General features: G+C 59.3%; 7 protein-coding genes. All 7 read right to left on the reverse strand.

Annotation, left to right across the window (positions count from 1 at the left end; genetic code table 11):
- Positions 1-287: 287 nt before the first annotated feature.
- On the reverse strand, positions 288-2369 hold the full coding sequence (gene brxL, locus M673_RS05880) for a BREX system Lon protease-like protein BrxL (protein WP_061974424.1): 2082 nt from the start codon (positions 2367-2369) through the stop codon (positions 288-290).
- An 11-nt stretch (positions 2370-2380) separates the two neighbouring features.
- Positions 2381-4882 (reverse strand): BREX-1 system phosphatase PglZ type A, encoded by a 2502-nt coding sequence (gene pglZ / locus M673_RS05885; RefSeq protein ID WP_061974426.1) that lies wholly within the window; start codon positions 4880-4882, stop codon positions 2381-2383.
- A gap of 2 nt (positions 4883-4884) precedes the next feature.
- Positions 4885-8400 carry a BREX-1 system adenine-specific DNA-methyltransferase PglX gene (pglX, locus tag M673_RS05890; protein WP_244493074.1) on the reverse strand — a complete coding sequence of 1172 codons (3516 nt, stop codon included), beginning with the start codon at positions 8398-8400 and terminating at the stop codon, positions 4885-4887.
- Positions 8400-11945 carry a BREX system P-loop protein BrxC gene (brxC, locus tag M673_RS05895; RefSeq protein ID WP_061974428.1) on the reverse strand — a complete coding sequence of 1182 codons (3546 nt, stop codon included), beginning with the start codon at positions 11943-11945 and terminating at the stop codon, positions 8400-8402. Before brxC ends, pglX begins: the two co-directional genes overlap by 1 nt.
- 7 nt (positions 11946-11952) lie before the next feature.
- A complete protein-coding gene (locus M673_RS05900) occupies positions 11953-12543 on the reverse strand; it encodes a DUF1788 domain-containing protein (protein ID WP_148640130.1) in 591 nt (196 codons plus the stop codon).
- A gap of 20 nt (positions 12544-12563) precedes the next feature.
- Positions 12564-13184 carry a DUF1819 family protein gene (locus M673_RS05905; protein ID WP_061974432.1) on the reverse strand — a complete coding sequence of 207 codons (621 nt, stop codon included), beginning with the start codon at positions 13182-13184 and terminating at the stop codon, positions 12564-12566.
- A gap of 111 nt (positions 13185-13295) precedes the next feature.
- Positions 13296-14177: a helix-turn-helix transcriptional regulator gene (locus tag M673_RS05910; protein WP_061974434.1), complete on the reverse strand. Its 882-nt coding sequence runs from the start codon at positions 14175-14177 to the stop codon at positions 13296-13298.
- Positions 14178-14198 lie beyond the last annotated feature (21 nt).

Consider the following 14198-nt stretch of genomic DNA (forward strand, 5'->3'; position numbering starts at 1 on the left):
CAACGGTATATCTCTACAACCGAGATCCCGTCAGCTCCCCGCTTTAGAATGAACGCCTTTTGTGCGCCCGAAAACTGTGATGCCTTCATCGTCCTCTACTCCTCCCGGCCGAGGAAGCTACCGCGGAAAACTTTGGGTCAAATCAATACAATTTCGTGAGAGCAGATCACCTCGCCTTGTGCCATGCCCTTCGATCTGAATTGCCGTTGGTTCATAAACTTCCGAAAGAACCCTTCCGGTTTCATTGTTAAACGACGTAGACAAGACCGTAAGCAGGGGCATTGGAGTTACGGAGACACCTCTCCTAATCTGAGGTAGGTCACTTCGAAACCCTTCACCTGCCGGTATGCCTGAAGGCGGTTTGGCAGGCTAAAGGCGTCGTTCATCTCGAACTTTTGGAAAATGTCGAGACCGCGATCGAGACTAATCTTCCAGCCCGTGTCGCTGTTGATGTGCCGCGCGTGAATGGTGTTGGTCCCGTCGAACTCCCAGGAGAAGGTGATGCCAGCGGCTGCGCCGGCGGCCTCCACGGCTATTAGATTGGACTGCTGCTTTTCCGGATAGGTGTCGTCAAGGCAGGTCACTAGGTGAATAGCGACCTCGTCCTCGGGTGCCTTGCGCAGGGCGATCATCTCGACGAACTCCATCACGTTCCTGACCTGATGGAACATGCGGATGTACGGATCGGTGATAACGATCTTTTTTGCGCCCTCGACCCAGGGCCAGAAAAGATCCGCGAATGTCACCCCCTTTTGATTTTCGCTGAACACTCGATGCCCGTCGCGCGGGGCGGCCGGCGCAGCCTTGCCGACAAACACAGGTGACGCGATCGATGTCTCAGGCGCAATAGTCGCGGGGGACGCCCTTTCCGAGGGAGTCGGCTCGTCGTGCGCTGGGGCGCGCTTGTGATAGTGATCCGGGTATTCCGTTTCCTCCAGCGTCGTCACGCTAATTTTTCGGCCGTCACGGGCGGTGAACGAGAAATCCGTGTCCGGGTAGGTGCTGTCGATCCGGAGGAGCTGGTCTTTAACCCGCTTCCGGCCCTCCATGGCGAGATGTAGGATCTCTTCGACCTCGGCCTCGCTCGCGCCATCTGCTGGAAACAGCAGCTTCATAATGCCCGAAAAGGTCTTGTTCACCCCGTCGCGGTCGCGCGTTGAGATATCTGAGGAAAGGCTGAACAGATCTCCATAGCGGTTGGAATAGTCGTCGTTACGCATATGGCGCAGGATTTCGGCAAGGTAATCGACGACAAATCCGTAGCCGGTGGCGAACATTTCACCGCGGATGACATCGATCTCCCAGCCCGGCACATAAGTGTGGAGGCGATCGATGAACGCGGAGTCGTAATACTTATCCGGCAGCTCCTCGAACAGGTCACTGTGCTTCAGCATGTAGGGTACGGTGTGCTTGGTGTTCCCCACAAAGACCATGGATGCCTCAGCCCCGAGCGTCTCGACACCCCGGGAGAAGCTCTTGTTGGCCATGTAGTTTTTCATGATGTCGACAAGCGCCTTATCGACACGCTTCTGCCGGCCCGCGAACTCGTCGAAGGCGACGACATCCCAGTAACCGACCAAGCCGATCTTGCCTGAGCTGTTATTGACGAACAGCTTGGGCACTGTCACCTCGCCGCCGGAAATCAAGATCCCGTGCGGAGAAAACTCTGAGAAAATGTGCGACTTGCCCGTCCCCTTTGGGCCAAGCTCAATAAGGTTGTAGTTGCGCTCGACGAATGGAACGAGGCGCATCAGCTGCAACAGCTTGCTGCGGCGCCCGAACATCTCGGGATCGAATCCCACTGTTTGGAACAGCAGGTCGATCCACTCGTCCGTCGTGAATCCGGCCCGCGCCTGAAGATAAGTGTCGTAATCGAATTTGGAGAGCTGGATTGGTTTGATGCTGCCGAGAACCCAGGGCGCGACGTTCTTGTCCTCACTGTGCTCGTACTCGACATCGGCAATGCACCAGATGCCGCTGACGAGCAGCTTGGGATGGGTCTTCACCGTCCCGGAATCGATGATCACCTTCTTGATGCCGAGGTTGGAGAAGGTGGCCTCGTAAACATCCCTATCGGTGTTTAAATCGACACTGATCTTGTCGATCACCTTCCACCGGCCCTTCTCTCGGATGTTCGATCGGATCAGGCCCGCCTCGTTGCGATGAACGTAGTGCTTGCGCAGGATTTCCTTGACCGTCTCGATCCCCGACTGAATCGAGGCGTCGTCATTGGTGGCGCAATATTGGCCGAGCAGGAACTCCAGCACATAAGAAGGGACGATGGCGTTGCCCTTTACGGCCTTAACCAGGTCCTTGCGCACTACAAGTCCGGGGAAGCGTTCGTTTATCTTGTCGTCCAGCGCATTCATCGCTCTTCCCTTCAGAAGTCGAAATCGTTCGAGAAGCTGCGCTTCAGCCGATAGCGAGCAGTGCGGTACTCCCGGAAGTGAGACGTCTCGCCATGTCGCTCTTCGAGTTTCAGGATCACCTCGTGATTGTTGAACGCGTCGGCTTGACGCGACAGCAGGAACCGAACCAGAATTTCGCGCTCGCGGGGATTGTCGGAGCGGAAATCGAAGACCAAGTCATGGCGATCGGAAATCAGCTCGCCTGATTGGGCGTAGATGCCGGCTCGCAGCTGGCGCGACTGAGCTTTCTCGGTCACCGCAGTCGCTTGATAGAAGCGCACCGAGATTTGGCTCGAGGTGATCATCTGGTTCGAGCTGCCAATGATTTCGACCTCGACCGCCGAAGTGTCGCTCTGACGCTTCTTGTTGATTTTGACCACCGGGACGACGAGCTCCTGTAGCGTCGCCCCGCCATGGACGAACCGGCTCCCCGAACCTTGCCTGCGCAGCCGGTTGATCGATTTGGGGATCAGCATTTCCACCGAGCCCTGAAGATTGGCCTGCGCAGGCGTGAAGCGCCGCAGGCCATGATTGGCCTTCAAGCCATGCCCCAGGATGAACCGGCGATCCCGATACAGGATCGTGTCGCCCTCCACCTGGGCGGAGGAGAAGTCGCTCTCCTCGATCGGCCTATGCTGATAGATGAAGCCGTGGTCGGCAGTGACGATCATGTTGCCGGCATTGGCGCCGTTGAGCTTTTTCATCAGCCGCACGATCTCTTCGATCGTGTCCTCCGCAGCCTCGAAAACCCGCTCCTCCGAAACCTGCTTGTCGCCGATTGCGTCGATCAGGTTGTGATAGACAAAGATGACGTCGTGGTCCCGGACGAGCGCTCGCGCTTGATCCTTGTCCAAGCCCATCAGCTCCTCGGCTTTCAAGGCCGTGGTCCTGTCACTTGGGCGACCTTTCGCCAGGATCTTTTTCCGGTTCTCCAGTCCCTGTGAGCTCTGGCCATCTACCAGGACGGTGGCGGTGTCATTATCGGCGATTTGCAGGTCGCCGTTGGGCAGGAGCGAAGCCATGCCGAGCTGGGTGTAGCTTGGCAGACTGCCAAACACTGGCTGGATAACCGCCTCGTAGCGGTCAAGGCTCCGAATACGTCCGAGGAGCTCCTCGGCAACTTCGTAGCGGAGTGCGTCGGAGATGATGACGCAAATCTTCTGATCACGACGCCGAAACTCACCAACATGCTCGCGATAGAAGCTCCGCTGTGCCGGGATAGGTGCGGCTGACCAGGTTTCTGCCACGTCCACATGGGTCTGCCACGCCTCGTTGAGGCGCAGCAGATAACTGTTCACGTAATGGTTCTCGACCTGCTCTGAGAGTTCGCGCGTCAAAGTCGCTTGCCCGGACTTTTGCATGTGCCAGATGAATTTCCGGTAGAGCTGGTCGATCCTGAACCAGCTCTTTGCATAGCGCTGCACGCCCTCAGCCAGGCTGGTCATGCCGAGTGCTACCTGCGCCATAGCCTGCTGGAATTCGGCGGCGAAACCGATCGCCTCATAGAGATCGCGATAGGCGCCGTACCAGTGGCTTTGCCGCCGTTGGCGAACCCAGCTCAGCACGTCAGCCTGGGCAACCGTCTGGGCGCTGACCTCATGAACTAACGCACGGATAATCGCTCGATCGACCTCCTCGAAATAGTCGATCTCGATCAACGTGCGGAAATCGCGTTTGGCCAGATCCTCGGCGATGCCCAAGGCCTCGGCATAATCGGCCGACAGCTTGGCAAAGACCTCCTCGGCATTCCGGTTGTTTTTCCACCGTCGGAAAAACACCAGCGCCTCCGGCGTCAGGATCGGCTCCCCGCCGACGGAGCTCTGGTAGCAGGATTTGAATAGGGTGATCGCGAAATCGCCGATGCTGGGGCGCTCGGCGCGATAGCCAAAGACCCGCGCCATCTGCTCCCAGAGGAAGACGTCCAGTCCGACGTGCCCGATCACCCGCAGGCCGTCCTCGCGGCCCTCGGCAAGCTCCGTCAGCAGCGCTTCAACCACGGTGTCAAAGCCACCCTCCGCGCCGGCGCATATGGCCAGCATCTTCAGACGCAGGGCGAGTTTGGTGTCGTCGGCTCGGATAGCCGACCTTAACTTCTCCATCCGGCGACTGGACCGGAAGAACTCCTGATGCTCACGCACCAGATCCTCGAAGCCGACTGGCAAACCAAGGTCGCTCAGCCAGATTGCCACCTGGTCGGTCTTGAACACCACGTTGGCCAGTTCGACGTCGAGCAGCCAATTGTCGATGTCGGCCGGCCGCGGCTCGTTCCAGTAGAGTAGGAACCGATCCTTTGGGAATTCCCGAAGGACCCGGTGCTTCACGGCGAACTCCGTGTTGACCACCTCGATCTTCGTCACGCTGTTCAGCGTTAGCCCATCGAATGCGTCGCGGAACTCGCGCGCGGGATCGTACCAAAAGACGACGCGGTGCTTGTCGAAGTGGCCTTCAAGACCCTTGGCGATGCGGTCCAGCATGGTCAGTCGTCGGCGTCATTTAGGCCCTTGATGGGCTTCAGGGCTGCACCGAACCTGGGATAGTTGGCCTTCACGCCGTCATCGAGGTCGATCTCGATCTTTTGCGTGGCCAGCGGGAACAGGACGTCGCGCTCCCACGCATCGACCTCCTCGATCTGCCTACCCGTCGCCTCGATCTCTTTCAGGGCCTTCGTTTTCTGCGTGGGCGAAGCATCACTGCTGATGCTCAACGCCTCCTGCGCGCGGCGATGACCCTCTAACTTGTTGCGGAACTCGCGCAAGTAGTCGTTGAGCACCACGCTCACGGTGTCCGGCCGATAGCGGTGCATGTAAATCAGCGCGTTGAACGTGCCTTTGGGGCTGGAGAACAGCCAGTAGATCGGGCGCTTCTTATAGCGCCTGACGTGGTCGGCATAAAAATCGCGGGTGAAGTAGGACCGCAGCTTTTTGCCCAAAGCCTCCTCGATGAAGACGAGGTTCTCCTGGAAGTGCGCCTCACCGAAGGTCACGCGCAGGAACTTGCGGAAGCGTTCAGTGATGTCGTCGGGGAACCAGTCGCCGTCGAGAATGGGGATGACATTGTCGGCGTCTGGCGGGAAAGTCGGCTCCGGCACCTTGGCCAGATACTCCTCGATCCCCTTACCCTGATTGGCGAGGATCAGCCCGGGCGCATCGGGGCTGTAGCGGCCGAACATGCAGCCGACGGCATAGCTGAGGAACTCGCGCATCGTGTCGGAGCGCAGCAGGTTCCCGAGCTCGGCCTCGCTCTTGTTGCCGCCATAGCGATAGGCGGGGTTGCAGGTGAGGGTGATCTCCTCGATCGGCACCTCGGGCGTCAGCTCGTCTTGCAGCCCATAGGCGTCGATGAAGATGCGGTTGTTCTCTTCCTCCAGCCGCTGCATTTCGTCCGTCATGCCCTGCCAGTGGGCGCGCAGGCGGGCATGTGTAGCCTTGAGCGTCTCGCCACGGTGATCGGGCGAGAGCAGCGGGAGGCTGGTAAAATCCCACGAGGTTTCGTAGGCGTCCCAGTCGGATTTTGCCTGGCTGAGGCAAGTCTGAACATTCGTCCTAATGCTGTCGGAAGTATTTTGCAGCTTTGGCAGACGGATAATATCACCCGACAGGAAGTTTACAGTCTGGGAACGAAGCCTCAGGAAGAAGGGACCCAGCTTTGAGTTTAGGTAGCCGAGATACTCTGGCAGATGTCCTTGCCGCTTTGGGAAAATGCATAGAGCAGCATTGTTGGCAACTTCGGACTTCGCGAGCCTTCTGAAACCAGACTTGCCTCCCGATACTGCCGACCACGAAATGCCTTCGAGATCCCACAGTTCCTCATTCAGAACGCGAGCAATTGGATCTGTACGGTAGTGTGATATAGTTGCTCTGTCCCACTTAACTACACACTCTTGATTTCCTTCCCACTTTCGATATTCTCCGCCTTTAGGATGATCTCGCCAAGGTCCAGTGGCTGAGCGTTTACCCGCGTCCACCTCCCAGAACAGCCTAATAAACTTTTCATTGTTGCCTGTCTTCACGTAGCCGTCACAGATAAAGTCTTCCTCCAAGGTTCCTTTCGAAAAAGCGGCAATTACTCGCTCGGAAGCAGTATATACAATGGGTCTCCCCGCAATCTTCTCGAAGTCGGATTGGGCGGCTTGGTATCGTCCAACGGAATTTGACCCAGATGCTATGAACTTTAGCTTGGTTCTTTTCTCTTTTTCATTTCGCCCGTCGGTTAGATCAATAAAGTCACCGGGGTGGTTCGACGAAACAGACTTTCCAAATACGAACGCTGTCGTTGAAACGATTGCGCCGCCGATACTGTCGAACGCACGTTCCCCCAAATGCGCCATAGCCAATACTGCACCGGTTTCTGACAGCTTGGCGCGTAATAATTCAAAGGAAGAAAGGAACATCCAAGACTGCATATTGATCATCGCGACCATTCCATGTTGGTTTGCCAACCAAATTGCTCGCTCCATGAACATCGCGAAGAGATCAGATTTACTATTGGGGTAGCGCGATTTTGAGTGATTCTGAAGGTCCGCGTTAAGCCCGCTTGTTCCCGCATAGGGGGGATTGGCCACTACCACGTGATACTTCGGAGACAGCGCCTCGGCCATGCGCAGCACGGCGACGACGCGGACCTGCACCTCTTTCAGCAGCAGGTCGGAGCCGAAATCCCGCGCCTCCACCACCCGCAGCGTCTCTGCCGGATCGCGCAGCTTCGGCACGATCAGCGAGCCGAAGTTCTTCGCCTGCTCGAACTGTAGCAGCGTCTCGCGTAGCTCATCGGTGAACAGGTCGCGCCCCACCACGGCGGCCACGTCCTGCATCTCGGCCGGGGTGAAGGTCACGTTCTGCAGCACGACGATGTCGGGCTTCGCCTCCATCCGCAGGAACCGCCGCCGCCCCAGCCGCGCCGCCGCCTTCATCGCCAGTGCAAAGGCCGCTAGCGCCCCAGCTCGGTCGTCGATCTCCACCCCCGTCAGGTTATGCTGCAGGATAAGGGCGGGGATCCGGACGGGATCGTAACCCTCTTCCTCGTAGATCGCGTAGAGCAGGTCGAAGGCATAGGTCAGCATGTGCCCCGAGCCGCAGGCCGGGTCGCAGACCATGATCTCCTCGGGCTTGACGATGCGCAGGAAGTCCGTCTCAGGCTCTTCCGGCGCGATGTAGTAGTCCATCCGCTCGGCCAGCTTCGACCCCGGTCGGTTCAGCAGCCAGAGCCGCCCCAGCGAGTTCTCGACCAGGTAGCGGACGATCCAGTGCGGGGTAAAGAGCTGGGTGGCGGCCGGGATGTTCTCGGCCGTGATCTTCTGATTCTTCTTCAGCCCCGCAAAGACCTGGTCCTTCTTCTCGGATATGTAGAATTGGTACAGCCAGCCGATGATCTCCACATCCCGACAGGCTTCGTCGGTCATAGCCTCGCGAAGCCGGGCAAGGATCGAGGTCTGGCTTAGCAGATCCTTTGGCATCAGAAGTTCAGAGAAGTCGTCGATCTTCTCAAACATAAACGGCATCGTCGTGTGCCAATAATTGCAGGTGGCCACCAGCAACCGGTGATAGGCCTCACCCTGAGGATCCGGTGACGGCGTCCGGCTGTCGAGCAACGCCCGTAACTGTGCGGCCGCCGCTTCGGAAACTTCCTCACCGATGACGCCCGCCATCGCCTCCGACAGAATTTCGGGTCGCGTCTGTCCATCAGCCGGAGTCACCACCCGAACGGCCGTATAGCCATTGGCGTCCATGAAACGCAGCGCGGTGAAGCGGTTGAACCAGGTGTAAGCTACGCGTTCGATGACCTGGTCGCGCGACGTGCGCCCGATCTCGCTCTCGAGCTGCTGCACGGCCTTCGGCGCTTCGCGCCGCGCAGCGCTGTTCTCTGCCAGAACCTGGACGAGCTTCGCCGACACCTGGTCGCGCAGCGTCCGGCGGGCTTCCTGCGCGAATTTCTTGAGCGCACCGGTATCCATCGTACTGCGCTGCGGGACACTCGTCGGGGTAATCGCATCCATCAGATCGTGATCCTTTTGCCCGCGCGGATTTCCGCGATCAGCGTCTCACGCAGGGTATCGAGGTAGGCATCCACGTCCTGCTCGTCGGCAAGGAAGGGCTTGGCGTAGGCGACGCGTAGCCCAGTAGCTGCCACGTATTGGGTAGGCGGCAGAGGTGGTGGCGCGACGGGCCTTTCATCACCGGGCGCGCCCTGCTGCTCAGAGCTGGCGCCGACCCCCTCGTCGGCAGGCTGGGGGGGCGGCGTGGTGACTCGGCCAAGCAGCGCCGGAAATACGGTCGACTTGAAGCCCGTCACCCGCTCGCGGATCACAGCGATCAAGCCACTGCTCCCGATTGTCTCAAGGACGCCCGTAAACCCCGCCTCGATTTCCCGGCGCACAGGTTCGGCCAGGGTGGAATATTCCGGAAGCACCCGGAGCTTTTCTCTCAGATCTTCAATTTCAGACAGCGCCGCCTTGCGCTCCGCGACGATCCGCGCATCGACCTCGGCCTTGAGCGCATCAAGGGAGCCCTTCATCTGCTGAATGGCATTGCCCTTGAAGCAGGTTGGATTGTCCAGAACGGCTCGGATGGCGCCGGCTCGATCGTCACCGCCATAGCCGAAGTTGGCGCCCTGATCGGCAAGGTAGGTGCGCGCTTCGTCGTAGATCGCCTTCTGCGACCCGCCCATGAAGCGGCGAACCGGATCGAGGATGCTCTCCTTGAGATCGAGCAGGCGCTCCTCGTGGCGACCGAGGTCCTGCACGTACCATGCATAGGGTTTGCCGGTGACCTCGCGCACCGCCTCCTGCACCTCGGTCAAGGCGGCGAGGAACGGATAGCGCGCCGACTGGGCCTGCAGCACTGCAAGTTCATTCTTGAGCGCGGCGAACGCTTCGGCGGTTTCGAGACCCAGCGCCTTGCCTTCCGATCCCGCCGGCTGCGAGTCGAAGAACTCGCCGTAGAATTCCTTCAGCTTGCGCGTCTGCGCCGCCGTGAATTCCACCTGCAGCTCCACCACGATGTTGCCATGCGCGTGGGAGTTCTGAAGCCCGCGTTGCAAGGGCTCGCCTTCCAGCGGGCTGCCGTCCTGGCGCGCCTCGATCTTGCCGCGCCCGATCAGGCTCGCGGTCGTGGACAGGATCGCGGCGTAGGACCAGCCGTAGGGCTTGCGCTCGAACCGTTCGAGAATGGCCTTGATCGTCGTGCGAATGCCCGTGCGAGCATTGGCCTGGGCGAAGTTCAGGATCTCTTGCTCGGTCTCCGTCAGATTGACGCCATCGCCGCCGAACATGCCGTCGTTGCCATGCGTCAGGGACTTGGCAATATCGCTCTCGGAATAGGCGACGCCGCGCAACATGCCGAGATTGACATGGACCTTATCGACGAGCGTCTGGAATGCGCGTTCGATCCTCGCTTGCGGATCCTCCGACCGAATCTCGATCTCCTCGCCACGCACGAACAGCCGCGCATCCGCCAACAGTCGTTGAGCCCGCAGCGTCATATCGCGCTGGCGGCTGCTGTTCTGCTCGCCTTTTTCGCGGACGATCCGCTCGATGGACGGCTGCTGCGCCACCGCGCGAGCTTGGCGCACATATTTGTCGGTCCGCTTGAACATCATCAGGTCGCTAACGAAGCGGACATCGGCGTTCAGGACGACGGCCAACTCGTCGCGCGACATGGTGCGCATGGCAATCGCTTCAGCATTCCCGCTCTGCTCGTGGAACGGCGTGACGACGTTGATGGCCAGCTCATAATCCCGGCCCAGCAGCCGATCATCCAGATAGCGGGCGAAGCTATAGTCCTGTGACGACGCTTCGTGCCGGAGCTTCCGGCTCTTGATGACCCCATCGAAAATCAGGGTTTCCAGTTCCTTGGCGATCTCCGCCGTATCGACCTCGATCGCCTTGATCTCCTGTTCGACATCCTTTTCTTCGTCGGTCAAGAATTCGAAGAAGTCGCCGTTGCGCTGAGTGTAGGTGTTCTGTTCGAGAAGGCTTAGCGCTTCCTCCACATGCCGTTTGTGCTTGGCCAAATCGGCGTCAAATCGATCGAGCATCAAGATCGAAATGTTGCGCGCGGTCGGTTTGAAGCCCTTCACGTATTTGACGAGGAACAGCGCTTTGAGGACCCGCGTGGCGAACTCGTCGCCAAGGTTCTTTTCCGCGATCAGGATCGATTGCTGGACGTTGGACTTGAGCGCCGTTCGGATCCCCTCGAACATCTGGTCGAAGGTTGCGACACCGCCGACCGGAATGTCCGCAAGCCTGACCGCGACCTCCTGGAAGACGCCGAGCATCGACCGTTCACCAACCGAGCTGTGCTTTCCCTCGAAGGCGTTGTGCTGCGACAGGTTCTGGATCGCCTGCTGGAAGAGCGGGTATTGGTAAGGAACGAAGGGATAGCTGTGAATGAAGTGATCGCGGTCCCGAAAATTCTCGAGGCGCATTGAGCCATCCGCGAAATCGAACAGCGTCTTCAGGTTGTTGGCTTCGCGGTGATACAGGTCCGTTAGCGACAGGATTCCGGCTTCAGTCTTCTTCAGCAGGCGCTTCTGGATCACCTCCGCCACGTCCGCGCTGTTAAGCGGCATCCGGTTCGCGAAGCGCGCCTGGATCTTGGAAAAATCGTTTTCCTGCCGCTGCGTCATGTCCCCAATGACAGAGCCCATGTCCTGCTGGGCGGTCACAATGATCCACGCTCGACCGCGGCACTTGGTGTTCAGGCTCTCCGCAATGGTCTGCAGGTTGGTCATCAGCTTGACGTTATCGGCGATATATTGGCCGACCTCGTCGACGAAGAAGTTGAGCCTGAACCCCGGCTCCTGGGCATCGACGTAGGTCTTCACCTTATCGGCGAAGTCCTCGATCGATGACCGGAAATCTTGCCGGTACTGGGTCAAGATTCCCTGGGCCGTTGACGGATCGCCTCCTGTCGCCTCCGCATAGGCCTTGGCGACGTTCGCACTTTCTAGCAGGGCCTGTTCGCGCCCCCGCTCCCAGGGCTTGCCTGCGACGGCCTGGTAGGCCGTCTGGAATTTTTCGAAGACGCCGCGGCTGTCGAGATCGCGCTCGAACTGGGCGATATGCGGCTGCTTTCCATAATAGCCGCACATCTCGTCGAAGACTTTTTGGAACACCGAAAGCAGGGCGTCGATCTGTTCTTTCGAGATCACATCGGCCTTCTGGTCGATGTTGAACAGGATGCTCCGCGAGGGAACCGAGACCGCCTTGCGCAGATCGGCTGCCAGGATTTCGTTATCGGCGCACTTCTGTTTGAAAAGCTCATAGGCGGACGTTCCGTCGACGTCCCGGTTCTCCAGGAGGAGCGCCAGCATCTTCAGCAGATGCGATTTACCCGACCCGAAGAACCCTGAGATCCAGACGCCGTTGGCCGTCTCGTAATTGTTGTAGGCGTCGAGAAATTTCTCGAGCTGGCGCTCGATCTCGTTGGTGATCACATATTCTTCGAGCTCGACCCGGAGGCCGACTTCGTCATCGGCCTTGATGACCCCTTCGATCGCGCGATCGACAGGTTTCTCGAAAATGTCGCGAAGTTTGGTCATGCGCCCCTCAAATCTCGTAGTGCATGATATTGAATGCGCGGTAGTATTTGTCGTCGTGTAAAATGCCGAACAGATCGAGCGACGCCCCCGTGGCAAGTCCATGGGTGTAGGTTCCGGGGAAGAACATCACCGTCGGCTTCTCCTTGGCGGTGCTCTGCAAATTGTTCAGCACATTGTGCGACCGGATATAGGGGTAGACCTCTCCAACCCCGGACAGGAACAGAACATCGAATTCGTGCCGCGAAAGGCGTGCACGTATTTCCGGCACCAAGTGCGTCTCGGGATCAAGAACCCCCTGGAGCAACTCCTTGAGCTCGGCCTTGCTGATATCGGGCTCGGCCGCGAGGATCTCGTCCCAGATTCCCCGCTCGCGCAGCAGCGTGATGCCCACATCGTACAGGTCGATCTCGAAGGCGCGGACTCCTCGGCTTTCCAGCTGATTGATGAGGCTTGCGCGCGTCGCATCCATGGCGACGGCTTCATCGGCCGGATAGGGGCAGATGAAGAACGGCACCTCGTTGCCCAGCCCCTGCTTTTTCAGGAAGCGCTCGCTGGCAATCACCTTCAGGAGGTGATCAAACCGATCCTTCGGGGCCATGGCTCCGCCCGTTCGCGGCATCATTGATCTTCCCCCATCTGCCGTTCGGCGCCCGGGAAGAACCGAAGCTCGTCGGGATTGCCGGCGTGAATCAAAGCCAACACCCGGCGCGACAAGATCGAGCCGAGGATACGGTCATCCGGGGATACAATCTCCGCCTCTCGCATGAGACGAAAGAGAACCGCGCGCAGCTTGGCCTGCGTCGTGCTCGACAGGCTCGCCAGCTTCGGGGACCACTCCGCCTTCGACGCCAGGAGTGTGTCGAAGTCGTCATAGGTGAGGTCCGGGCGGAGAGAAAGGAAACGCTCGTTCAGCACCTCCACCGCAAACTCGCCGATGAATCTGTACGCACGGCAGGCGGCGAGCCACAGCAGCGCTGCCCGCTCGCTCCGCTCACCCTCAACGAGCACCTCGAGTTCTTCGTCAGACAGCCATCTCAATCGGTTGACGATCTCGCGAATCGAACGCTGCGCCGAACTCGCCTTCCGCACTTGGAACGCGCCGGCCTCCCTGGCAAAGGCAGCGGTGACATCCCAATCGGCTCCGCGGCGATGAAGTCGAGCAACCGCGACGCTCTCATTCACGTACAGCCCGCCGGTCCCGAAAGACATGAGATAGGAGTTGTCTTTGGCCTTACTCATTGATCACGCCGCCCACGCGGAAAGCCGCGCCCATGAATATCGAAACCGCCCTGACGGCCAAAGATTCCCTTCCAGGCCATTGCGGCCTATGCCGTTTCCCCCTGCCATACATCACGCTGCAAATTCAGCCTTCTCCAGGGCCGCCTCGGTTTCTTCCCGATTGACGACAACAATGTGCTGGCTGCGCGCGGGCTGCTTCGCCGCATCGCCCAGCAGGCCGAGCCGCTTCAATACATAAAACAGCATGGCGTAGCGCACGGTGAGGATGGCGGAGCCGCCCTCCATCCCGAAATCCTTGGCGACGACCGCCTTCTGGCTTGCGGTCAGGTCAGGATGCGGGCCGATCTCGACCTCGAACCGCTCCTGCCACAGTGCGTCCTCCAGCGCGTCCGCGCCTCCGTCGCTCATCTCGCCGACGCCGAGAATGCGTGGCAGGAGGAAGTCCTTGAACCTGTCGGTGACGTGGCAATAGGCGCGCATGTGCCAGCGAAAGCCGTCATAGCCGAAGGCATGGGGCGTGATCCGCCGCCAGATCGGATCGGGGCGACCCTTGCTCATCGACTGATAGTGGACATCGATCGAACGGTGATCACGCACCGCGCCCAGCACCGTCCTCAGCACCTTCGCATCAATATCTCGACGTGGCGTCAGCGCGATGTCGGTGTCGGGAACCTCGGTGATCCATGAGTCCGAGAGGTCGATCAGGCCCTCAGCCACCGAGCGGAGGCGGGACAGATAGCCGTAGGGATCGGGCTTCAGAAAATGGGGCTCGAACTGTAGGCTGGCGACATAGCGCTTGGCGCTCTTGTCATAGAGCGCGTTGTGCGGTGCCCGCTCCTGATAAAGCGTCAGATCCTTCGAGGCCTGTGGCACCGACACGTCGAACATGTCGATAATATCCGAGCGATTGACCCCGCCTTCCCAGAACAGGCGGAACTCGATGAACTCGAGTCGGCGCTCCACGCCCCACTTCAATGTGGTCAGGCCATCCATCAGAAATCGTCCTCTAGCGGA

The organism is Aureimonas sp. AU20, from assembly GCF_001442755.1.
In the GTDB taxonomy this organism is placed as follows: domain Bacteria; phylum Pseudomonadota; class Alphaproteobacteria; order Rhizobiales; family Rhizobiaceae; genus Aureimonas.

What these genes read in the sequence shown, in the direction of transcription:
- M673_RS05905 (WP_061974432.1), bottom strand. Translation starts at nt 13,184, where the DNA reads ATGAGTAAGGCCAAAGACAACTCCTATCTCATGTCTTTCGGGACCGGC.
- pglX (WP_244493074.1), bottom strand. Translation starts at nt 8,400, where the DNA reads ATGGATGCGATTACCCCGACGAGTGTCCCGCAGCGCAGTACGATGGAT.
- brxC (WP_061974428.1), bottom strand. Translation starts at nt 11,945, where the DNA reads ATGACCAAACTTCGCGACATTTTCGAGAAACCTGTCGATCGCGCGATC.
- M673_RS05900 (WP_148640130.1), bottom strand. Translation starts at nt 12,543, where the DNA reads ATGGCCCCGAAGGATCGGTTTGATCACCTCCTGAAGGTGATTGCCAGC.
- brxL (WP_061974424.1), bottom strand. Translation starts at nt 2,369, where the DNA reads ATGAATGCGCTGGACGACAAGATAAACGAACGCTTCCCCGGACTTGTA.
- M673_RS05910 (WP_061974434.1), bottom strand. Translation starts at nt 14,177, where the DNA reads ATGGATGGCCTGACCACATTGAAGTGGGGCGTGGAGCGCCGACTCGAG.
- pglZ (WP_061974426.1), bottom strand. Translation starts at nt 4,882, where the DNA reads ATGCTGGACCGCATCGCCAAGGGTCTTGAAGGCCACTTCGACAAGCAC.